Genomic DNA, 22726 nt, shown 5'->3' with positions numbered 1-22726 from the left:
GCTGGCTATTTTTTTGCCTGGAATTAATTATGGCTCTTAAACCAACCATTTATAAGTTTCGCATCGCTCTCTCCGATATGAATCAAGACTACTATGATTCAAAAAACTTAACTATTGCCCTTCACCCCTCAGAAAAGCCCCAACGCATGCTGGCCCGAATACTGGGCTACTGCCTGAATGCACAGGATGAGCTGGAGTTCACCAAGGGACTCTCGACCATCGAAGAGCCGGATTTGTGGCACATTGCGGATGACCAACAGATCACACACTGGCTTGAGGTCGGAGAGCCTGAGCCAGATCGAATCAAAAAGGCCACCCGATTAGCGCAAACCGTCAAAGTCTATGCCTTTAATGCCAAGTCAACGGTTTGGTGGGAGAAAGTCGCCGGAAAATTTTCAATGCTGCCGGTGAGTGTTTTTATGTTTGACTATGATGCGATTGATCAGATTTCCCAGCACCTTGAGCGCGGAACGAATCTATCAGTAATGATATCCGGATCTTCCATCTTTGTGGATATCAATGATCACCATATCGAAGTGATAGTCAAGGAGCTGCAAAGTCATGATGTCTCTTAACGAGATAGTATCAGAGATGCAGTTTGAGGCCATCCCCTACGTTGGGCGGCACCGCGAGGCCTTACAACGCTGGGTCGAAGCACAGGCTCCCCTGTTTCAGAAGGTGTGTGAAAACAAGCCCGGTGTCGCAACCACATCGCACCTGCTCGGGCTACTGACCAAATCCCATATTGAAGCCAGTGCTCACTACAGCAACCAGGCTGGCCCGGCGCAAAATATGCGGGAAGTCCTCAAAGACACCCTCGGTAGCAAACATGCCGACAAGTTTAGCAACCAGGCTTTTGACGATCTGGTTGTGATCACTCATTTGTGGCTCTACACCCAAGGCTACCTGAACATGGATTTTAGCCTTGCTCACGACCACGCCATGCAAACGCACGCTACCGTAGAACGCGAGTTGATACTTACCCAAACCGATATCGCCGAGTTTCGCAGCGCGCTAATGCAAAGTTTTTATTGGGGTAAACAGGCAAATCCAGTGGCACCCAAAGGGTTACTCGGCTGGTTAAAACGGTATTTATCCTCATAAAAATCATGGTTTTATATAATAGCAACAATTGTTAGACTAACGCTATTGGCCTGTCCGGTAAGCGAAAACAACCTTGAAAGCTCAGGACGAAGATTGACTAAACCTCAAGGGAACACGATGAAGTTTATCCGTTGGATGTTGGGAAAAATTATACTGGTGCTTAACACGCTATTCTCCCCAAAAGGAATTAAACGTTCAGCGTCGGCACAACGCTCTGTCGATGAAAAAGCCAGGCACTATGCGTTATATCAGTTCGAAGCCTGCCCATTTTGCGTAAAAGTGCGTCGTGCAATGAAACGCCAGTCGGTGAGTATAGAGCTCCGTGACGCAAAAAATGATCCCAGTCACCGCGCAGAATTGGCACAAGGCGGCGGAAAAATCAAGGTGCCTTGCTTGCAGATAGAGAAAGATGGTGAAACGCAATGGATGTATGAATCATCCGACATCGTCGCTTTCATCGAAAAAGAATTTGCCTAAGTTCCCCCTAGAACCCCGGCAGATATGAAAAGGCACTCAATGGTGCCTTTTTTTACTTCTCGACAATTAGCATCAGCTCAACCCGGCGGTTACACGCTTTACCAGTCTGCGTCTTATTACTGCACCTTGGAACATACTCTCCAAATCCGCGTGAGAAGACCCGTTCACGTGGCAGATCGGCCGCCAGCACCTGTTTCTCAACCGCACGTGCCCGTTGTTCGGATAAGCGATCGTTAAAAGTATTTTTCCCTGTGCTGTCCGCGTGGCCATCAATCACAACATCAACATCTGGCCGTCCGGCTAAATAGTGACTTAAACTGCGTATCCAATCTTTTGATTGTGGGGCCAGCGTTGCCGAGCCGGTTTGGAAGTTTATTTGCTCTTTGAGTCGGAGCATCACATGATCACCATTAAGCCGCTCATAAGGAATTTGGTGCCTGTTGAGATACATTTCCAGTGAAGAATCTTGCTGAGCGGGTAACGATTTGGCTGCCGGCTTGGCGACATAGCGCTGAACAGGAACCGTAGATGTCTGTACCTTTCCCCATTCGGGGTGTCTAAGCTCTTGATTTGTTTTTGGTGCAACATCAAGCATATCGCTGAGCATCAGACTGGAAGAAAGCGTGCTACAGCCAGATAACACACCACACGTAAGTAAAAACCAATGCCTCATACCGCTACCATGAAAAATCCAAACCTGCTTACAATATCGGCAAATACTTATCTGGCTTTAGCTATTTTTCTGTTCCACAACCAGCTCGCGGGCTAAGTGGCGAAAAAACCACCAAAGCAGATCAAGAAATGTAACAAGAGCCCAACCCGGGCCAAAATAGGTTTCCGTACCAATAGTAAATAGATAAACTAATGAAAATAATAACCTAACCGGGTTTTCCCATGCTCAAAACCATCAGCAAAGGCCTTTCGCTGTTTGCGGCCATTTTCGCGCTAAGCGCCTGTGATAGCGTACATGAACAGCCACAGCAAGGTAAACAATACGAGTTGCTGCCCGTTTCACTACAAAAATATGATTTAGCTCCGGTCACCGAAATTTTTTCTCTGACTTGCGGTCATTGCCGTAAAATGGAACACGTTATTCCCCAACTCGAGTCCATGACCGGGCAATCTTTTGACAAACTCCATGTCATGTTTAACGAAAGCGCGCAAATCAGTGCGATTATCTTCTATACTGCCGTAATGCAATCAGATGGTATGCCTGACAAAGCCTTTATGGCGGAGCTGTTTGCGGCGATGCAAATGGGCCCGGATGCAACCGGACAAGAGCGTAAAGCCGCTATCGAGCTAGCGTTTACCAAACGGCAGTTAGTCAGCCCTTACGAGTTAGACCAATCCCAGCAAAAAGTACTGCTAAAATACATGAGTACTGCCGAGCAAGTGACCACCGACGGACAGATTAACTCTGTTCCAGCCTTGATCATCCAGGGCAAGTATCGCTTGATCACCAGTGGCCACGACTCTGCAGAAGCAATGGCCGATACCATCAACTACTTGTTAGAACTACCTCAGTAACACAAGGAGCAACTGTGTCTAAATTTTTGTTTCCCATCATTATTTTTATTCTTGCGGGCTTTTTTATCTATCGCACCTGGACCAACCACAAAGTCGCCGATGAAAACTTTGCTAAAGGCCAGCAATTTCTGATTGAAAACGGTAAAAAAGATGGGGTTGTGACTACAGAAAGTGGCCTGCAATACATGGTGTTGGAGAAAGGCACCGGTACGGTCCATCCTACCGCAACCAGCAAGGTCAAAGTCCATTACCATGGCACATTAATCGACGGCACTGTGTTTGACAGCTCTGTGAACCGTGGCGAGCCGATTTCTTTTGGCCTCAACCAAGTGATCAAAGGCTGGCAGGAAGGCCTGCAGTACATGGTAGAAGGTGAAAAAGTCCGGCTGTTCGTACCCAGCACGTTAGGCTACGGCAAAGGCGGTACCGGGCCAATTCCACCTGCGAGCGTGCTTATCTTTGATGTGGAATTAATTGAAATTCAATAACGACCAAGTAAAACGCCGTGATCACTCACGGCGTTTTTATTTACGGTTTAGGATGAAACACTAACGTCCCTTCTACCACCATCAGACAATCCATACCTGCTGCATGCGCCGCTTGCTTGCCCAGCTCAGTATCTTCAAAAACCACGCAATCTTCAGCCTTAAGCCCCAGCTTTTCCGCCGCTAGCAAAAAAGTATCAGGACAGGGTTTATGGTTCTCTACATCCGTTGCAGTGACTATCGCATCTAACTTGGACAAGATTCCGGCACTTTCTAACAACCGCCATGCGCTGTCACGCTGGCTGCCCGTCCCGACGGCAATCTTCTTTTCTCCAAGGAACAGGTCCAGGATCTGGTTGGTACATGCGATGCTGTCTCCCGGTGAGTCAATACTGGCAAAAGCTGCCATTTTAAACTGTGAAACCGCCTTGGGATCCAGTTTCAGGTTATGGCGGCGATTAACTTCACCTGCAATTTTGTAGCTCGGCATTCCACCCAAGCTGTGCAACCATTCCGGTTGATATGGAAAATTGAAGTGCTCTGCTGTACGGCGCCAGGCCAGCAAATGGGACGGCATGGTATCGAGTAACGTACCATCCATATCAAAAATCAGCCCTTTATATGGAGCTAAATCATAATTAGACATATTATTAATTCTTTCAATACCCGTTAAATGATAGATTAACCGAACGCATTACTGTTACGCGCTTCGTGCATGCTGAAAATTTCAAACACTGTTTCCATTAATGATTGGGAAATCCAACTAACCCCGATTCGAGCTCAGGGCTCCGGGGGACAAAACGTCAATAAAGTATCGTCAGCAATACACTTGCGCTTTGACATACATCATTCAACGCTGCCTCCGTTCTACAAAGAGAGACTACTTGCATTGTCAGATGGTCGAATCTCTAAAGAGGGGGTAATTGTGATAAAAGGTCAGCAGTTTCGTACACAAGAGCAAAATAAAGAAGATGCCCTGCAGCGTCTGCAGGCGCTGATTCAGTCCGTTAACTATCAACAGAAGAAACGCATTACCACCAAACCAACTAAAGCATCTCAGCGCCGTCGTTTAGATAAGAAAACCAAACACGCGGCGAAAAAGCAACAGCGACAAAAAATTCAATTTTAAGACGTTAGAATCCGGCTAATAAGAAATCAACATAGGTTTCGTTTTGTAAGCCATTTTTTAGGACAAGCAGTATGACCATTCGCTATAAACTGTACTCTCTTGGCATCATTGCCATTTTGGGCATTATTTCCCTGTTGGGGGTCTCATCACATTTTGCACAACAGTCTGAAGACCTCCACCACGCGATAAAACTGGTGGGTGATCTGGAGATCCGCCTCCTCAATCTGCGCCGCAATGAAAAAGACTTTTTGCTCCGCAGTAACGCCAAGTACCTGACCAAGTTTGACCAGAATGTCGAGAAATTTTTAAGCACCAACACGACATTATCAAAACTACTAATTTCGTATGACCTGCCATCCAGCGAGCAGTTTAAACGGGATCTCCTCACTTATCAGCAAGGCTTTCAGGCCTTAGTGGCCGCTTACCAGCGTTTTGGCTTAAGTGAAGACAAAGGCCTTCTCGCCTCCTACAACCAAATGTTAACCAAGGTTAAAGGAGCCGCAAACCACGATCAATTAGTCGCCCTGATAGAGTTTGATCAACAAATAAGAGCGGGCCAGTTCAACGCTGCCCTGCTCAACGGTCTTGATGCCGCAGATCTACTCGCCCGGGCTCAGCAGCTCGCCAGCCAAAAACAACAGATGGGCGTGGCTTACAATAAGGGCTTGCTGGGTGAGACCCGCATCCTGTCACACACGGTTGAAGAACAGTTCAAGACGTTTTCCCAGTCCCTTACCCAGGCGATGATGGAGCGAGAAGAACAAATGACGCTCATTAAGCAAGCGGTTACTGGCGTAACGTTACTGATTATTTTTGCCCTGATCTGGCAAATCGCCCGCTCGATCAATACGCGTGTCAGCCAGCTTCTGGCAACCATCAGAGAAATAGGGGCCACCAACGACATGAGCATTCGCTCCTCGATGAGTGGCAAAGATGAGTTGGTTGACATCGGCCACCACCTGAACGATTTGCTCGACAAACTCGAACACCTCATTCACGATACCCAGGATAAATCTGCCCAGCTCACTTCAAGCACCAACAATATGCACCGTGAACTAGAAGGTGTCATTGTCCAGTTCCATACCCAGGCAGATCACACCACTTCGATGGCTACCGCCGTACAACAAATGGTGGCTACCATTGCTGAGATTTCCCAGAGTACTTCTGTCGCCGTCGAAGGCGTACACCAAGCCTCAAACAACGCAGAACATGGCCGTGAAGTAGTCGAATCGACAGTCGCTAATGTCGGTGAACTCACCAGCATTTTATCAAACAGCCAACAATCGATCGGCTCACTGAATGAACACGTGGCGAAAATTGGCGGTGCGGTCAATATCATTCAAGAGATTGCCGAACAGACCAATTTGCTGGCACTGAACGCTGCAATTGAAGCCGCGCGTGCCGGAGAGCAAGGACGCGGGTTTGCTGTGGTTGCGGATGAAGTCCGCGCACTGGCAAGCCGCACCCATCAATCCACCGAAGAAATTACCCGCGTGGTATCGGCTATCCAATCACAGATGTCAACTGTAGTCTCCGATATTGATCAGTGTAATGAGCAGGGCCAGCAAACCTTAGGCGCCTCTGAAAAACTGGATACCAGCTTACAGCAAATCATTTCTGATATGCACTCTATTCAAGCCAACTCTGAACGCATCGCGTCGGCTATTGAGGAGCAAGGTATCGTAATGAATCAGGTCAGTGAGTCCATTACCGAGCTAAACACCATTTCAGATAACAACATGCAGTCGGCGCAAGAGTGTCTGCAGGAAGTGGACGCAGTCTCTGCGCAAGCGAGCGATATGGATCACGCCGTTGCGCAGTTCAAAACACGCAAAGCCTAATTTGATGCCCCATTTATAAAAACCACAAGCCCCAAATGTTAATTTGGGGCTTGCTATTATACCGTTAACCTACCGCTCGGATATCAGACATCATCTAACGGGATCAGCTTGGTGTTACCACCATGCACTTTTTCACGCTTCCGCTGGATCATGGCGTAGAAACCCGGGATCAGGAAGGTACCGGCCAGCAACACGCATAACAGACCACCGATCAACGAAATCCCCAACGAGTTCTGGCTCACATGGCCCGCTCCTGAAGCAAAAATCAGAGGGCATATCCCCAAGATAAATGACCAGGACGTCATGTTCACCGCGCGAAAACGTAGCTTACCCCCCTGTACTGCCGACTCATCGATCGGTAGCTCTTTTTCTTCACGCTCCTGTTTGGCAAATTCAACGATCAGGATGGCGTTTTTCGCCGCCAGCGCGATGAGCAGCACCAAACCAATTTGCGCATATAAATTAAGCGGCATCCCGGTTAGATTTAAGGCCAAAAACGAGCCAAGGGTAGCGACCGGCACCACGAGAATGATAGCCAAAGGAATACTCCAGCTTTCATACTGCGCGACCATAAACAGATAAATGAAGATCAACGCCAAGGCAAAGGCAAAAATCGCCTGGTTACCTGCCAGCACTTCCTGATAGGCCATCCCCGTCCACTCATACGTGTAACCTTGCGGCAGCACCTCGGCTGCGACACGCTCCATGGCCGCGATCGCGTCACCACTTGAGTAACCCGGCGCCGCCTGGCCCTGGATCACGGCACTGCGGTACATGTTGTAGCGCCAAGCCACATCGGGTTCAAATACCTGCTCGTAACTGACCAAGGTACTCAGTGGTATCATCTCACCATTGGTTGATCTGACGTGAAAACGTTCCAGATCTTCGATACTGCTGCGGTGATGACCATCTGCCTGCATCGTGACCCGGAAGTTTTTACCAAACATAGTGAAGTCATTCACATACAGCGAACCTAAATTGCCCTGCAGTGTCTGGAAAACCGACGATAATGGGATGCCTAACTGCTGTGCCTTTTCACGGTCGATATCAACATAGTAATGTGGCACATCTGCACGGAAGGTGCTGAAGGTGTAAGCGATTTCCGGCGCCTGGTTGGCCGCCTGAATCATTTCCCCCATTACCATCGCGAGATCCGTTCGGCTGCGGCCTAAGGTATCTTCTAATACGAACTCAAAACCAGACGCTGCGCCCATGCCGGGAACCGCGGGAGGCCCCATTGCAAACACCATCGCCTGAGGTAAAGTCATGGCTGCACGACCGTTGATCCGCTGAGCAATCGCATTGGCTGAATGGTCTCCGTCAAGGCTGTTGCGCACTTCCCAGTCATGCAATTTAATAAACAAAGAGGCACCGTTGGAAGCGGCGGCTCCCGTCATGAATGAAAAGCCATTCGCCACCGTGACCCCATCAACACCCGGCTCCTGTTCAACCAGGGTCATCAGTTGATTGGTCACGTCTTCAGTACGAGACAGTGAGGCCGTGTCCGGCAACTGCACATTAACCAGTAAGATGCCTTTATCTTCCTGCGGAACAAAAGCGGTTGACGTGGTTTTGGCGAAAAATGTTACCGCCGCAACGGCAATAACATAGAATGCCACCAACAGGAGTGACTTTTTGACCAAGAAGCCTGCTACCTGACCATAACGCGTAGTAATTCGGTCTAGGCCACGGTTAAATGCCCGGAACCATCGTGCGGTATTACCGCCCCCCTGTTTCAGCACCAATGAACATAGCGCCGGAGACAGAGTTAAAGCGTTAATTGACGAAATCACCACCGCGATACAAATCGTCAAAGCAAACTGGCGGTACATGATGCCAGTAATCCCCGGCAACATAGCAACCGGAATGAATACCGCCAGCAAAACCAGCGTCGAGGTAATGATTGGCCCGGTCACCTCTTTCATCGCCATCAGGGTTGCTTTGCGCGGAGAGATAGTCGGATCTTTGGCCATGGTGGTATCAACATTTTCGATCACCAGAATCGCGTCATCGACTACAATACCAATCGCCAGGATCAGGCCAAACAGCGTCACCGTATTGATAGTAAAACCGGTGACCTGCATCACGGCAAAAGTACCGATCAAAGACACCGGAATCGCGATCACCGGGATCAGTGTGGCACGTGCACTACCTAAAAACAGATAGGTCACCGCAATAACCAATAAAATCGCTTCAATGAGCGTCTTAACAACGCCTTTGATCGATTCTGCAACAAATACTGTGGTGTCGTAACTGGTTTCATAAGCCATACCTTCCGGAAAACCATGACTCAGATTCTCCAGTAACGCCATCACCGCCTGACCGCTTTCCAGTGCGTTCGCATCTGATTGCAAAGACAAGGCAACAATCGACGCATCCTGACCACGGAACTGACCATTGCCATCATAGAACTTTTTCCCCAGCTCAACGCGAGCCACATCTTTCAGGTACACGCTTGAGCCATCAGAGTTGGCCCGCAGCACGACATTCTCAAATTCACTGACGCTCTCTAAGCGGCCTTTGGTCACCAGGTTAAACTGCACTTCTTGCGGGTTGCTGTATGGCGCAGCACCAACACGCCCCGCCGCAACCTGCACGTTTTGTTCTGCTAACGCGGCATAGACATCAGAGGTAGTCAGTTTTAAGTTGGCCATTTTTTCCGGATCCAGCCACACACGCATCGCGTATTCACCACCACCGATCACGTTAACTTCACTGATACCTTTTACCCGGGCCAGCTGATCTTTAACATTCAGGTTGGTGTAGTTGATAAGAAACTGATCATCGTACCTGCCGTCTGGCGAGTAGAAGTTCAGAACCATCAACAAGTCTGGTGAACGCTTTTTCACCGTTACCCCAACCATACGGACTTCCTGAGGCAACTTCGACTCAATTTGCGACACCCGATTTTGCACGTTAACTTGTGCCATATCCGGATCGGTGCCGACATCAAAGGTGATATTGAGGCTGTAGGAGCCATCATTAGCACTTTTTGAAGACATATAAATCATGTCTTCTACCCCATTGACCGATGTCTCGATCGGATCGGCAATGGCTTGCTCCACTACCTCAGCACTCGCTCCGGTATAAAAAGCCGTCACACTGACCGACGGTGGGCTAATTTTCGGGTACTCAGCCACTGGCAAAATCGACAACGCTATCATCCCGGCAAGCGTGAGGATTATCGAGATCACCAGGGCAAACTTAGGTCTTTGAATAAAGAAACGACTTAGCATGGCGCCTCCTTATTGTTGTAGGTCAGCAGATGACTGAAGGCGGACTTCGACCCCGTTCCGGATCCGCTGCAAGCCCTGGGTGATCACCTGGTCATCGGCGTTTAAACCGTCTCGAATAATGATGCCTTGTTCGACTTGTGCCCCAAGTACCACATTACGCCGCTCTGCAATGTTACCTTCACTCAACACCATGACAAAGTTGCCCTCAAGATCCGTTTGTACTGCGCGGCGAGGTACTACCGTTTCCGCTTTTGTCTCTTTATTGCGCAGGTTGACTCTGATGTGTTGTCCCGGTAAAAGCTGATGCTTCGGGTTAGGCACCAAGGCACGCATCGCAAGCGTACCAGTTTGGGTATTAATCCGGTTGCCAACAAAATCCAGCCGCCCTAAGTGCGGGAAATATTCACCGTTTTCCAGTTCAAGCTGAACTTCCACCGCATCGGCGTCGGTTGAGCCATCTCCCTGAACCCGTTCCATTCCCATCGCCAGACGTTCCCGCTCACTGACACTGAACGAGGTATGCACAGGATCCAGGCTGACCAGTGTGGTCAAAATGCCGGATGACGGTGAGACCAAATCTCCGGTACTGACTTTACTGTCACTGATGCGGCCACTAAACGGCGCCCGGATCTGGGTATACGACAGGTTCACTTCCGCCAGCTTCAGCTGGGCATTGGCCGCCTCCAGTTCCGCACGCGCGCCCAGTAAAGTCGCCGTCAGGGCGTCAAACTCAGATTGGGAAATACTGCCACGTGGGAGCAAGTTCTTCCCTCGCTGATGATCCAGTTCGGCTTTTTTTAGCGACGCTTTCGCCTGGGCCAATGAGGCTTTCGCGCTGGCTACCTGAGCTTCAAATGAGGAGGGCTCAATTGAGTAGAGCAGATCACCTTGCTCTACCAGCTGCCCTTCTTTAAAGTGATGTGCATTAAGATAACCACTCACCTGAGCGGTTATGTTGGTATCTTCGACGGCTTCGATACGCCCGATGTAGGATTTACTCGGTTGGTAATCAATGATGGTGACATCCTCTGTCACCACTAAAGGAAGCATCGCTCCCCGCTGAGCAGTCCCGGCTTCTCCACACCCAGTGATAATTGCAGCTGCAATCATCACTGCAACAAGTGGTTTTTTCTGCATACATACACCATTTTTATAGTACAGGATTCTTTTAAAAGTTATCCGAATATACAATGGCCTTTGTCCGAATACTTTCAAATTAACAACGACATTGTTTCAACCTGTAACTCAACCAAAGCAACCAAAGCAACCAAAGCAACCACTGCCAGTTTAATCGGCGCTACAGCTTTGGGCTTAAAAGGGGGGAGCTTTTGCCACCTACCGATGCGCGCATTTACACTACAGAAGCTGGATAAGGCTGACTGCTTTACCCCCCTGACGGTATGGTTAATAATCGGTTGGCAGAAAAATGTTGTTTGAATGCTATTTTTTTCACTTAAATACGTTATCATTCGGCTATCTCAAGCCTTTGATAGAGAGGATGTTAATGATTTCTAAATGGGCAAAACGTTTTAACCAAATGGCCGAGCTGGTTGCTTCATGGAGTAAAGATCCTTCTACTCAAGTCGGTGCGGTGATCACCAAGCAAAACCGGATTGTTTCGGTTGGCTTCAACGGCTACCCTCATGGTGTATCAGATAGTGTGGATACCGATGAACGCGAACTTAAATACTTAAAAACCCTTCACGCAGAAGAAAACGCGATTCTTTTCTCTAAGCGCGATCTTGATGGCTGTGATATCTGGGTGACCCATTTCCCTTGTCCAAACTGTGCAGCCAAAATCATCCAAACCGGCATTTCACGTGTGCACTGCCCTCAACAATCTGAAGATTTTCTGTCACGCTGGGCTGACAAGATTCAAGTCAGTCAGGATATGTTTGATCAGGCGGGGGTTGAAGTTGACTGGTTACCGCTGGCAGAGCTAAATGATGACGGTGGAGTTCGCTAGCCAGGCACAAAAAAGCCCAGACATTTGACTGGGCTTGTTACTACGCACTTTATATTCAACAGATTAACTGTATTTTTTTGCCGTCAGTTCAGCTAACTTGACGATAACTTGTACTGATTTTTCCATCATCTCTACCGAGATAAACTCATGGATACCGTGGAAATTGTATCCCCCGGTGAACAGATTTGGACAAGGCAGCCCCATAAATGACAAGCGTGCACCATCTGTCCCGCCACGAATAGGCTTGATCTGCGGCTCAACATCGCACTGCTCCATCGCTAGTTTGGCTAAATCGATAATATGCTGGTGAGGTTCAACCATTTCGCGCATATTAAAGTAGCTGTCTGTCAGTTTCAGTTCGACTGAACCATGCTTGAGTTCCGCATTCATTTGGTCGACTAATGTCTGCATAAACGCTTTGCGTTCTTCTAACCCGGCACGATCGAAATCTCGAATAATGTAGCCTAACTCACTGCGTGCAACGCCGAGTTCACCCGATTTCAGGTGATAAAATCCTTCGTAACCCTCCGTTGTCTCCGGTGTCTCATTTTCAGGCATTTGTACCTGAAACTTGGCGGCCAGATTCATCGCGTTAACCAATTTACCTTTAGCCGTCCCCGGATGGACACTCACCCCGTGGAAAATCACGTCTGCGCTGGCAGCATTAAAGTTTTCGTACTCCAGTTCCCCTTGCGGGCCACCGTCTATCGTGTACGCCCATTGGGCACCAAATTTTTCGACCTCAAACAGATCAGCGCCCCGGCCGATTTCTTCGTCTGGAGTAAAGCCAATACAGATGTCACCATGGGGAATATCTGGATTCTCTATCAACATGGCGACTGCGGTCAAAATCTCGGCAATACCCGCTTTATTGTCGGCACCAAGTAAAGTTGTACCGTCGGTGGTAATTAAATTGTGGCCATGTAATTGATGTAAATCCGGGTATTGCACTGGCGACAAGACTTCATCACCCAAGCCCAGGGCGATATCTCCTCCCTGGTAATCTTCAATAAACTGAGGTTTCACGTCGTTGCCGGATGCGTCCGGAGCCGTGTCCATATGGGCAATGAAGCCAATCGCCGGTACATCATAATCAACATTGGATGGCAACTTTGCCATCAGGTAACCACTCTCATTTAAACTGACGTCAGAGAGTCCAAGATCCACCATCTCCTGCTTAAGCAGTTCGGCAAATTTAAGTTGTCCGGGAGAACTCGGACAACTACTCTGATAAGGATTGGATTGAGTATCAAACCTGACGTAGCGAAGAAATCTATCAACTAAATGCTTCATAATAATTCTCATTGTGTTCGGCTGTGGGCCCGCTGGCGAAAGTGTTACTGCACTGCTCGCGATAAGTTAACCCACAATGTCGATAGATCATGTTACGCCGTTAACTGGCAGAAAATTTGCTTTGAATCAGTTTTTTAGCGAAAAAAACGCAGAGTAATTGAAGCTCTGCGTTGCGTTCTGAATGCTTAACTATTCTGACAGATCTAACGCCAGTTCACGCCATTCATCAATTTTGCCGTAATAGTGCTGCCATTGTCGCTTAGTCATTGACTGAGCGATTTCAATGGTAAACTGATCCGTAAGTTTTAAGTTTTCTTGCAGCCTTTTATCGAGTGATTCGCTGTAATAACTTTCCGGCTCAAAAAGTAGCTGCATAAATACCTGCTGGTAAACAGCGGCGTTATTTTTGTTGTCAAATAAGAACTGTAGTTCCTGATATATAGAGGCCCGGTATTCACGCCACTGCGAGACACTCACCCCCACCTGTTCAGACAATTGACGGGCTCGCTGCTTCTGCGCCTGGTTGGGTTCACCAATCCAATCTTCCAGCCACTCCAGCGCTTTATCATAAATTATTTGCCGAATTTCCTGCTCTGTTTTACCCAGATACTTCTGATCCCGAACGCGATACTCGTCACGGACATTGGCCAAAAACTCTTGCTCTTGCTCCGGTGACAGCTGTAGGCTCAGGGAAAATAAGTCAGGCGCAATTTTGGAAAGCAAACGTTCAAAATGCTTTTGTACCTTGTTGCGATGCTGCTGCAATACTTCCACCGAAATACTACTGGCGGTTAGGTTCTGTAATTCATTCAGATGTTGAATATAGATGGGTAATTCTTCTTCCTTGTGCCACTGGACTAACAAACGCACTTTTTCCTCAAGTAATGCTTCCTGCTCACTACTTAACGATACGTAGTCATCCAAAAACTCGACAGCCAGCCAATCTATATTGCTGTAAATCATCTTTTTGGTGCATCCGGCAACTAATAAAATTGCAAGTAGCAAAAAAGCTATTTGATGACGTTTCTTTCTGACGAAAAACAAATTCATATCCCGTCTTATTCCCTATTTTATTAAATGAGTTCTATACTCAACAAGTAGCACTTAAAGACGCGGCAATGTTTAAGGCAAGGCGGCAAAATAAATTGCCGCTTCGATATTATATAGATGACCAGATTAACCCTTTGTTCACAACAATTGGCAAAATGGTGAGTTTAAGCGCATTTATTGACGAAAAAATCGATCAAGCTGATCTTTTTTGTTTGGTATATATCTTGCATGATTCATACAGGTAAGTTATGGAGGAGTACAATGGCTGCTGCTGAGCAACTGGATACCAGTGTTGAGTATGAGATTCGTTACTTCGAACATGGAAAAATGAATAGTATGAGGGTCGTTGCGCAAAATAAAAAAGCAGCGCATCAGTACTATTTAGAGTGTGGTAAACACGACAGCGATTTATATTCCATTCGTCCGGATAAATGAAATATCATCAAAAAGCCAGCATATCGCTGGCTTTTGCTTTTCTGCAATCAGGTGTCAAGTCGATCGCTATGGCACACCATGACCTTTGGATGCCACCCACACGCGATACCACTGCTCACGGGTCAGTTCAATACCCAGCGCATTTACCGCGCTTTGAACACGCTCAATTTTCCCTGAACCAATAATCGGCAACGGTTTTGAAGGTAACCGTCGGACCCAGGCATAAATCACTTCATCGATGCTGTTTGCACCTACTTCCTCACGGATCGCTTCAAGTTCATTACGGACACGCGCAGCTTGCTCGCTCTGACCGCCAAAAATTACGCCTCCGGCCAAACATGACCAGGCCATCGGACGCGTTCTCAGCATTTGCAGCTGGTCCAGCGTACCATCGTGTGCTACCTCAAAATTCAGCGGATTAATTTCCACCTGGTTGGTCACCAGTGGTTTGCCTAAACGCGACTGGAGCAGCTCCAGCTGGCGAGGGGTGAAATTAGACACACCAAAATGCTTGACCTTACCGACTTTATGTAAATCAGCAAACGTCTCCGCCACTTCGTCGGCGTCCATCAGCACATCGGGACGGTGGATCAGCAACACATCAATTTCATCAATATTGAGACGTTCAAGCGAATTATTGACCGACTGATAAATATGCGCCGCACTTGTATCGTAATGGTTGATCTTACGCTCTGGGGTTTTATTCCCGCATAGGTTGATGTCACACTTGGTCACGATCTGGATTTGATCACGAACACTTTTGTCCAACGCTAGCGCTTCACCAAATAAAGACTCACATTCGTAATTTCCATAAATGTCGGCGTGATCAACCGTCGTCACACCCAGCTCAATATGTTGCTTGAGGAACGTCAGACGCTCTTGCGCACTCATTCCCCAATCCACTGCCCGCCAGTAGCCTTGTATCAGCTCTGAAAACTCCGGGCCTTGCGGTGCAGTCACAACTTTTGCAACCATGGGTTTCTCCTTTTTTTGAACTGCAGTCATCCTAATCTTGTTTTAACCCCGGCTCAATGAGTAAACTGTAGCAATTCGAACTGGAGTACGAAGAAATGAGTTTTGCCCAACGACTTGCCACTTTAATTGGTGAAGAGAGTATCAGTGGCTTTGCCCGGCGTGTCGAGACGTCTGAAGCTTTGATCCGCAAGTATCTGAAAGGCAGTGAGCCCAGCCTGACCAAGGCTAATCAAATTGCGATGAAAGCTAACTGTTCTTTGGAGTGGTTAGCCACAGGCTGTGGCTACCTGTACCGACAAGCTGAAGTTGTTGATTTGGACGCTTACAAGTTGGCATACCAGCATGTAATGAACAGGGAGCTTACCAGCGAAGAAGAGTTACAACACCGCAAGCTAATTGCCGGTTATCAGTATTTACGGGCACACAAAAAGTCGGACGGTTTTCTTGATCAATCAGCCATGGTGGCCTTCCTCAATCGTCACAATGAGACTAACGACGACTGACACGCAGTTCAATCAGTTCGCCGTCACTAACCAGCTCGACACGTACTCTAGGGGAGGGGGCAAATAACGCATCCGCCTTAACCCAGAGCAGTTTTCGCGCCGCCTCTTGCGGATAACGGTTGATGAACAGGATCAGTTGTTTATCAACCTCACTGGTAACGGCACCTTCCGTCCCGAGTGCACCTGCAACATCATAGTGTTCTCGTTGGATTTCCACCCGGCTCAATACCAAACCATCTTTGCGTAAGTTTAAGATCAAATCATTAAGCGCGTGCTGATCGTATCCGCGGATAAAAGACAAATTGAGCTGGTTCTCCCCCAGTAACGCCTCGCCGTAAAAATGTTGCTGGTAGTAAAAAAAATCATCCAGACACAGAGCTGATTCACCCGCATTGAGCTCGCAGGCATACCATTGCGGATCCTGGTGGAGCGCAGACTGCAACTCCGTTAGCGACTCATGACCAAGCAGTTTACTCCACCAGATCGGATTAGCATTAGCAACCGATAAAGGTGTGACACTCATACAACACACGGCAAACCAGCGCTTGATTGATAAGAAAGACATAACGTTGAGATTATTAGAAAAACAGCGTCTATCATGCTTGCAGAGAAAGGCAGATGCAAGGTGGGCCTGATCAGTCATGCGTCAAAATTTGCTAACACAGCCTACCTTACGGCACAAATTTAAAAGGCGCACATGATGTGCGCCTTAACCTCGTTTCTCAATCGTGAGCATGCGAATCGGGTTTACTGCAGTTGCATCCCGAACTTATAACGAGGAACTACTTTTAGGTTTGAATCCATCCAAGTTGTGTGTAAAACCTCACATCCCTCCTTATAGAGCAATCATGTTGCTTTACCCTTAAAGCATGGTTCATTTTGCTCAAAAAACAAGTTTTGTCTCCAAATAAACACGCTTAATATGAGAGCAATAGCACAATAATGGTAAATGGGTAAGCTCGCTCTCTCTACAACCCTCAATAGTGAAAAACTAAATTGCAACATTGCCGATTAGGGCAAATCCACGCGAGGCGTATAATTCGCGCATCCCGTCCCATTGAACCAACAGCCATAGGAGAAAGAGTGAATGACCAAACGCGAGAGAATAGTGAAATCAGTGTTAGTGCACGTACCCAAAGATGCCATTAACCAATTTCTCTCCCGAGGCTCGACACCATTCTCTGTATTGTTTTTTGCCGCCCTGGTCGGTACGCTGGCCGGCTTTGTGGGGACATACTTTGAAATTGCGGTCCATTTTGTCTCTGAAACCCGGACGGAGTGGTTACGCAGTGAGATCGGCAACGCATTACCCCTGTGGCTTGCCGCCTTTCTCATCAGCGCTATCCTGGCCTTTATTGGCTACTTTCTTGTTCACCAGTTTGCCCCGGAGGCTGCCGGTTCCGGGATCCCGGAAATTGAAGGCGCGATGGACAATATCCGCCCGGTGCGTTGGTGGCGCGTTTTACCGGTTAAATTCTTCGGCGGTATGGGGGCGCTCGGCTCTGGTATGGTACTGGGTCGCGAGGGTCCGACGGTTCAGATGGGTGGTGCGGTTGGCCGGATGGTCACCGATATTTTCCGCATAAAAGACGATGATACCCGCCACTCACTGCTTGCTTCCGGCGCGGCCGGCGGCCTGGCGGCAGCGTTTAATGCCCCACTCGCAGGGATCATGTTTGTGGTTGAGGAGATGCGCCCTCAGTTCCGCTATTCGCTGATTTCGATTCGGGCGGTGATCATCTCTGCCATCATGGCAAATATTGTATTCCGCGCCATTAATGGTCAGGATGCCGTCATTACCATGCCGCAATATCAGCCACCGGAGCTCAACGCACTCTGGTTGTTCCTACTTTTAGGAGCCTTGTTCGGCGTATTCGGCACCCTGTTTAATAAGCTGGTGACTGTCGCTCAGGATGGCTTTGTTGCGCTGCATAAACATGACCGAAAGCGTTACCTCCTTTTGGGGACCACCTTAGGCGGCGTATTCGGCCTGCTGCTGCTTTACGTACCGGAGTTAACCGGTGGCGGCATCGCGCTGATCCCTGATATTGCTCACGGCAACTATTCTATTTCCATCATGGTACTGTTATTTGTTGGCCGGGTATTAACCACTTTGCTTTGTTTTGGTTCCGGGGCCCCTGGTGGGATCTTCGCCCCAATGCTCGCGTTGGGCACGCTGTTTGGCTATGCCTTTGGCGCCAGTGCCGATTTGCTGCTGCCGACGATGGCTATTGAGCCAGGCATGTTTGCTATCGCAGGTATGGGCGCCCTGTTCGCCGCGACAGTTCGTGCTCCTATCACCGGGATTTTACTGGTGATAGAAATGACCAATAACTACTACTTGATTCTGCCATTGATCATTACCAGCCTTGGTGCCGTGATCATTGCACAACTGCTCGGCGGACAACCGATTTACAGCCAGTTACTTCATCGTACCCTTAAAAATGATAAGTTACGCCAGCGCGACCTTCCGGAGAAAGCTGCCTAGCGACAATCTGGCTCTATATTTAAAGGCGATGAAACCGCCGTTATGGAGCCATTTATCCTGTCTTTTTACATTGTTTCCTGTGAAAATCTAATCAAACTCACAAAAGCATCATTAAAGCATGTCCTCTACCCTCTTTAAGCAGCAAGCAAACGTTAAACTTGCTACCATGCGCGCTTTTAAATAGGGTAAGTTAACCAATGATCATTGGTCACAAGGAGAGGTCTGACGTGGTTTGGAACTGGAGAAGGTCGGTTAAGTTTTACAACGTCCCACCTTCACAGGCTGCATTGGCATTAGGGATAATCGGGCTTGGCCAGGCGTGGGCACTCTACGTTCCGGCTTTCGGTGAGCCAATCCGCCCTTTTTTAGCCGCTTTGGGGGCAATACTGCTTGCGCCGGTCCTGATCAGGTACGCCACCAGCCCCAGTACTTTCATGGCTGATATTCGTCATCCTCTGCGTGGCAGCTTAATGGCGCCGATGAGTATGGCGTTATTGATATTGTGTGATTACCTGGCGATAGTGAGTCCTTTTATTGCCTATCCGCTGTGGTTTATGGCTGTTTTACTGCATTTAACGATGATGGTGCTGTTTTTTAGTTTCCAGCTACAGCACTTCAAAATGTCGAACATGGTACCAAGCTGGTTTCTCTATCCGGTTGGTTTGATCAGCAGCTCTCTCGCGGGATCGCAATTCGGCCACACCCTGTTTTCGGGAACCACCGCGATGGTATGCATCGGGATTTATTTTTTCATGCTGCCACTGGTGCTGTATCGGCTGGTGTTCTTCGGCTCACTACCCAAAAAAGCCCGGCCAACATTGGCGATCATGGCCGCACCGGTTAACCTGTCTCTGGCCGCTTATCTGGTCAACTTTCCCAGCCCGGACCCGATCCTGACCGGCGCATTGGCCGGCATCGCCATTACCATGACACTGCTGATTTATTTGTGCTACCTGCGTTTATTGCGGCGCAAGTTTCAGCCGTCGATTGCCGCGGTCACCTTCCCTTCGGTGATCAGTGCCATTGCGATGTATCGCGTCACCGCATTTTTTGCCGACTCCCATCCAAACTGGTATTGGCTACACGACTTTGGCTTGTTTGAGCTCAGCGTGGCAACTCTGCTGGTTATTTGGGTCTCAATTGGTTACTGCAAAATGTACTGGCCACAAAAACACTACTGAGTCCGTAAGCAAAAGATTAAACACAAAAAAAGGATGACGTTTGCCATCCTTTTCAACACAAAGCATGTTTGATCACAGCCCGTACAAGAACTCATGTCGGGTAGCTGGATTCGATTTAAAAATACCACCCAGTGCCGTTGTGGTTGTCTCACTGGTCGCGTCCATGACCCCGCGGGATTTCACGCAATAGTGAGTCGCATCTATCGTCACCGCCACATCATCAGACTCAAGCAGTGTTTGCAATGCCAGCAATATCTGCTGGGTCATCCGTTCCTGAACTTGTGGACGCTGGGCAAAGAAACGCACGATACGGTTAATCTTGGACAAACCGATGATCTTGCCACGCGGAATATAAGCCACCGCCGCTTTGCCATCAATGGTAACCAGATGGTGCTCACAGGTACTGGTTACCGTAATATCTTTCACCCTCACCATTTCACTGACGTTCATTTTATTTTCAATCACAGTGATCTTAGGGAAGTTGGCATAATCCAAGCCAGAGAAAATCTCATCCACGTACATCTTAGCAATGCGGTGGGGGGTTTCTTCAAGACTGTCATCTGTCAGATCCAGGTCTAAAAGCGTCAGAATTTCTCGCATATGATGCTCAATTCTTTCCTTTCTTTCTTCACGGCTTACCGCGCTTGGTCGCATCGGTGTTTCTAAACCACGGAGCTCTAGCGCTTCTTTTACTAACTTCGCTGACTCGCTAAGACCTGACATTCGACTTCCTCTCACTTTACCCCTTTCGGATGGCAGACAAGGATACTCGGATTTTTGAATAATTACACCCACATTTTATACCGTGCCATTCTTACCTGACCTGAAATTATGGTAAGGTTGGCCCAAACAAAAGCTAACAGGATAACTAGATGGGCTGCTGCGATGCACCAGGCTTAATGCCTATTGAAGATGCGATGGACAAAATGCTGTCGCAAATCAAACCAATCCAAACCTCCGTGCAACTTCCGCTTGCTGATGCACTGGGCTATGTACTGGCTGAGGATATCCTCTCTCCTATCCATGTTCCGCCTTTTGACAACTCTGCGATGGACGGTTATGCCGTGCGAATTGCGGATCTTGACGCTTGTCAGGCTTTACCTGTTGCGGGTAAATCCTTCGCCGGCCAGCCATTCGAGGGAGAGTGGCCAACCGGCAGTTGTGTGCGCATCATGACCGGCGCGAAAATCCCATCGGGCTGTGATGCGGTGATCATGCAAGAAAACACTGAAGTCACCGATCAAGGCATAACGTTCACTCAACAAAAGGTGAAACCACACACCAACATTCGCCCGATGGGAGACGATATTGAACAAGGTGATATTGTACTGGCCAAAGGCACCCGCCTTACTCCCCGCGACATCCCTATGGTGGCTTCACTGGGCGTGAGCCATGTCAGCGTACTACGCAAACCCAAAGTGGCGTTTTTCTCAACCGGTGACGAACTCAAGCCCCTGGGACAATCCCTTGAAGAAGGTCAGATCTACGATAGCAACCGCTATGGGATTAAACCGTTGATTGAGAACTTCGGCTGTGAGCCGGTCGATCTCGGCATCATTCCGGACAGCCCTGAAACACTCAAAGCCACGTTTGAAAAAGCCCAGCAGCTTGCTGATGTCGTCGTCACCTCCGGTGGCGTGAGCGTGGGCGAAGCAGACTATACCAAAGATATTTTGGAGCAGTTGGGGGAGATCGGCTTTTGGAAACTGGCGATCAAACCGGGCAAGCCGTTCGCCTTTGGCAAGCTGGATGACGCGTGGTTCTGCGGGCTACCGGGTAACCCGGTGTCAGCCGTACTGACCATGTATGTGTTGGTTCAGCCAATGCTGGCGAAACTGGCCGGCCATAGTGAATGGCAAGCGCCACTCTCCATCCCGGCAACCACCAAAACGGCCTTTAAGAAAGCACCAGGCCGCACCGACTACCAACGCGGTATCTACTCGCTGGAAGATGGTCAGTTTGTTGTCGAAACTACTGGTAACCAAAGTTCCGGCGCATTTCGTTCCATGAGCCTTGCCAACTGTTTCGTTGTTCTGGAACGTGAACGAGGCCACGTCGAAGTGGGTGAAACGGTAAACATCCAGCTATTTAACCCCACCCTGTATTAGGAGCCCGATGTGGAGATTCTTTCCGATCCGGAAATGCTGCGCTATAACCGCCAGATCATTCTTCGTCAGTTTGATTTTGAAGGACAAGAAGCGCTAAAACAAAGTTCGGTCTTGATCCTCGGTGCCGGAGGGCTTGGCTGTGCATCCAGTCAATATTTGGCAACCGCCGGAGTGGGCACACTCACGTTAGTCGATGATGATCGGGTCGAGTTGTCTAACCTTCAGCGCCAGGTTTTGCATCACGATGCTGATATCGGCCGGATGAAAGTAGAATCCGCCGCTGATGCGTTGCGTGAGCTTAATCCTCATATTGAAGTTAAGACCATTGCTAAACGGCTTAATGATATGGAGCTTCAAGCGCTGATTGGACAGCACACCATTGTGGTCGATGCCTCCGACAACGTCGACACACGTAATCAGCTCAACCGGTTGTGTTACGCGAGCAAAACACCATTGGTTTCCGGGGCCGCGATCCGCATGGAAGGCCAGGTGAGTATCTTTACTTACGATGATCCGGCACAGCCGTGCTACCAATGCCTGAGTACCCTGTTTGGTAGTAACGCCTTGAGCTGTGTTGAAGCCGGGGTAATGGCACCTGTTGTAGGTATTGTCGGGGCGGTACAAGCAATGGAAACCATTAAAGTACTCGCAAACTACGGACAGCCCAAAAAAGGTAAAGTTTTGCTCCTCGACGCGCTCAGCATGTCCTGGCGTGAGATGAATCTGATGAAAATGCCAAGCTGCCCGGTTTGCAGTTAAGCTGCTGAACAACGAATTACCAAAAAGCCCAACCTTCCGTTGGGCTTTTCTCATTTTGACAATCATATTGTAAACCTCCCCACCCTTCGGCCTTATAAACCTTAATAAACAACAAGTTAAAAAATGGCACACTCCTTTCATTGCATATGATAAAAGACAATGAGAGGAC

24 protein-coding genes are annotated in these 22726 nt (G+C 48.5%); 14 read left to right on the top strand and 10 right to left on the bottom strand.

Features of this window, described 5'->3' with window-relative positions; all coding sequences use genetic code 11:
• The first annotated feature begins 29 nt into the window (after window positions 1–29).
• The 3 genes from P2G85_RS03435 (at window position 30) to P2G85_RS03425 (ending at window position 1581) form a co-directional block, all read left to right on the top strand.
• Window positions 30–575, top strand: a complete 546-nt coding sequence (locus tag P2G85_RS03435) for a YaeQ family protein (RefSeq protein WP_275862720.1) — start codon at window positions 30–32, stop codon at window positions 573–575.
• Window positions 562–1104: a hypothetical protein gene (locus P2G85_RS03430; protein ID WP_275862719.1), complete on the top strand. Its 543-nt coding sequence runs from the start codon at window positions 562–564 to the stop codon at window positions 1102–1104. Before P2G85_RS03435 ends, P2G85_RS03430 begins: the two co-directional genes overlap by 14 nt.
• Before the next feature lie 117 nt (window positions 1105–1221).
• On the top strand, window positions 1222–1581 hold the full coding sequence (locus tag P2G85_RS03425; RefSeq protein WP_275862718.1) for a glutaredoxin: 360 nt from the start codon (window positions 1222–1224) through the stop codon (window positions 1579–1581).
• Between the two features lie 52 nt (window positions 1582–1633).
• Here P2G85_RS03425 and P2G85_RS03420 read toward each other — a convergent pair whose 3' ends face one another.
• The gene (locus P2G85_RS03420) at window positions 1634–2254 is read right to left on the bottom strand and encodes an OmpA family protein (RefSeq protein ID WP_275862717.1); all 621 of its coding nucleotides are present in this window, start codon (window positions 2252–2254) and stop codon (window positions 1634–1636) included.
• Window positions 2255–2475: 221 nt separating this feature from the next.
• Here P2G85_RS03420 and P2G85_RS03415 point away from each other — a divergent pair, with 221 nt between their 5' ends.
• A complete protein-coding gene (locus P2G85_RS03415) occupies window positions 2476–3108 on the top strand; it encodes a thiol:disulfide interchange protein DsbA/DsbL (protein ID WP_275862716.1) in 633 nt (210 codons plus the stop codon).
• Between the two features lie 14 nt (window positions 3109–3122).
• Entirely contained in the window at window positions 3123–3596 is a 474-nt protein-coding gene (locus tag P2G85_RS03410) for an FKBP-type peptidyl-prolyl cis-trans isomerase (RefSeq protein ID WP_275862715.1), read from the top strand.
• Between the two features lie 40 nt (window positions 3597–3636).
• Here the strand turns inward: P2G85_RS03410 and P2G85_RS03405 are convergent, their stop codons facing one another.
• A complete protein-coding gene (locus P2G85_RS03405) occupies window positions 3637–4239 on the bottom strand; it encodes a beta-phosphoglucomutase family hydrolase (protein ID WP_275862714.1) in 603 nt (200 codons plus the stop codon).
• A 69-nt stretch (window positions 4240–4308) separates the two neighbouring features.
• Here P2G85_RS03405 and arfB point away from each other — a divergent pair, with 69 nt between their 5' ends.
• Both arfB and P2G85_RS03395 read left to right on the top strand, forming a co-directional pair.
• Window positions 4309–4722, top strand: a complete 414-nt coding sequence (gene arfB / locus P2G85_RS03400) for an alternative ribosome rescue aminoacyl-tRNA hydrolase ArfB (protein WP_275862713.1) — start codon at window positions 4309–4311, stop codon at window positions 4720–4722.
• Window positions 4723–4793: 71 nt separating this feature from the next.
• On the top strand, window positions 4794–6563 hold the full coding sequence (locus P2G85_RS03395) for a methyl-accepting chemotaxis protein (protein ID WP_275862712.1): 1770 nt from the start codon (window positions 4794–4796) through the stop codon (window positions 6561–6563).
• An 83-nt stretch (window positions 6564–6646) separates the two neighbouring features.
• Here P2G85_RS03395 and P2G85_RS03390 read toward each other — a convergent pair whose 3' ends face one another.
• The 3 genes from P2G85_RS03390 to P2G85_RS03380 form a co-directional block, all read right to left on the bottom strand.
• Window positions 6647–9799: an efflux RND transporter permease subunit gene (locus P2G85_RS03390; RefSeq protein WP_275862711.1), complete on the bottom strand. Its 3153-nt coding sequence runs from the start codon at window positions 9797–9799 to the stop codon at window positions 6647–6649.
• Between the two features lie 9 nt (window positions 9800–9808).
• Window positions 9809–10936: an efflux RND transporter periplasmic adaptor subunit gene (locus P2G85_RS03385; protein WP_275862710.1), complete on the bottom strand. Its 1128-nt coding sequence runs from the start codon at window positions 10934–10936 to the stop codon at window positions 9809–9811.
• A gap of 74 nt (window positions 10937–11010) precedes the next feature.
• Window positions 11011–11268, bottom strand: coding sequence for a hypothetical protein (locus P2G85_RS03380; RefSeq protein WP_275862709.1), 258 nt, complete (start codon window positions 11266–11268; stop codon window positions 11011–11013).
• 35 nt (window positions 11269–11303) lie between these two features.
• On the opposite strand from P2G85_RS03380, the gene P2G85_RS03375 reads away from it, so the two are divergent.
• Complete coding sequence (locus tag P2G85_RS03375; RefSeq protein ID WP_275862708.1) at window positions 11304–11765, top strand: cytidine/deoxycytidylate deaminase family protein; 462 nt, start codon at window positions 11304–11306, stop codon at window positions 11763–11765.
• Window positions 11766–11828: 63 nt separating this feature from the next.
• On the opposite strand, the gene pepT is transcribed toward P2G85_RS03375, so the two are convergent.
• Both pepT and P2G85_RS03365 read right to left on the bottom strand, forming a co-directional pair.
• A complete protein-coding gene (gene pepT / locus P2G85_RS03370) occupies window positions 11829–13058 on the bottom strand; it encodes a peptidase T (RefSeq protein ID WP_275862707.1) in 1230 nt (409 codons plus the stop codon).
• A 189-nt stretch (window positions 13059–13247) separates the two neighbouring features.
• Window positions 13248–14021 (bottom strand): DUF6279 family lipoprotein, encoded by a 774-nt coding sequence (locus P2G85_RS03365; protein ID WP_275862706.1) that lies wholly within the window; start codon window positions 14019–14021, stop codon window positions 13248–13250.
• Between the two features lie 348 nt (window positions 14022–14369).
• On the opposite strand from P2G85_RS03365, the gene P2G85_RS03360 reads away from it, so the two are divergent.
• A complete protein-coding gene (locus tag P2G85_RS03360; RefSeq protein ID WP_275862705.1) occupies window positions 14370–14543 on the top strand; it encodes an RNA helicase in 174 nt (57 codons plus the stop codon).
• 66 nt (window positions 14544–14609) lie between these two features.
• On the opposite strand, the gene P2G85_RS03355 is transcribed toward P2G85_RS03360, so the two are convergent.
• Window positions 14610–15518, bottom strand: coding sequence for an aldo/keto reductase family oxidoreductase (locus tag P2G85_RS03355; protein ID WP_275862704.1), 909 nt, complete (start codon window positions 15516–15518; stop codon window positions 14610–14612).
• 95 nt (window positions 15519–15613) lie between these two features.
• On the opposite strand from P2G85_RS03355, the gene P2G85_RS03350 reads away from it, so the two are divergent.
• Window positions 15614–16021 carry an XRE family transcriptional regulator gene (locus tag P2G85_RS03350; RefSeq protein ID WP_275862703.1) on the top strand — a complete coding sequence of 136 codons (408 nt, stop codon included), beginning with the start codon at window positions 15614–15616 and terminating at the stop codon, window positions 16019–16021.
• Here the strand turns inward: P2G85_RS03350 and P2G85_RS03345 are convergent.
• A complete protein-coding gene (locus P2G85_RS03345; RefSeq protein WP_275862702.1) occupies window positions 16008–16544 on the bottom strand; it encodes a hypothetical protein in 537 nt (178 codons plus the stop codon). The two genes, P2G85_RS03350 and P2G85_RS03345, sit on opposite strands and share 14 nt — an antisense overlap.
• 564 nt (window positions 16545–17108) lie before the next feature.
• Here P2G85_RS03345 and clcA point away from each other — a divergent pair.
• Together clcA and P2G85_RS03335 are read left to right on the top strand one after the other, a co-directional pair.
• Window positions 17109–18509, top strand: a complete 1401-nt coding sequence (clcA, locus tag P2G85_RS03340) for a H(+)/Cl(-) exchange transporter ClcA (protein ID WP_275862701.1) — start codon at window positions 17109–17111, stop codon at window positions 18507–18509.
• A gap of 227 nt (window positions 18510–18736) precedes the next feature.
• Entirely contained in the window at window positions 18737–19690 is a 954-nt protein-coding gene (locus P2G85_RS03335; protein WP_275862700.1) for a TDT family transporter, read from the top strand.
• 72 nt (window positions 19691–19762) lie between these two features.
• On the opposite strand, the gene folE is transcribed toward P2G85_RS03335, so the two are convergent.
• The gene (gene folE, locus P2G85_RS03330) at window positions 19763–20413 is read right to left on the bottom strand and encodes a GTP cyclohydrolase I FolE (RefSeq protein WP_275862699.1); all 651 of its coding nucleotides are present in this window, start codon (window positions 20411–20413) and stop codon (window positions 19763–19765) included.
• A 149-nt stretch (window positions 20414–20562) separates the two neighbouring features.
• On the opposite strand from folE, the gene moeA reads away from it, so the two are divergent.
• Both moeA and moeB read left to right on the top strand, forming a co-directional pair.
• Complete coding sequence (moeA, locus tag P2G85_RS03325) at window positions 20563–21798, top strand: molybdopterin molybdotransferase MoeA (RefSeq protein WP_275862698.1); 1236 nt, start codon at window positions 20563–20565, stop codon at window positions 21796–21798.
• Between the two features lie 9 nt (window positions 21799–21807).
• Window positions 21808–22557: a molybdopterin-synthase adenylyltransferase MoeB gene (moeB, locus tag P2G85_RS03320; protein ID WP_275862697.1), complete on the top strand. Its 750-nt coding sequence runs from the start codon at window positions 21808–21810 to the stop codon at window positions 22555–22557.
• The last annotated feature ends 169 nt before the right edge of the window (window positions 22558–22726 follow it).

This window comes from Vibrio sp. CAU 1672 (assembly GCF_029223195.1).
Classification (GTDB): Bacteria; Pseudomonadota; Gammaproteobacteria; order Enterobacterales; family Vibrionaceae; genus Vibrio.
Note: the sequence above shows the minus strand (reverse complement) of the source record. Positions and strands in the feature narration are given on the sequence as shown.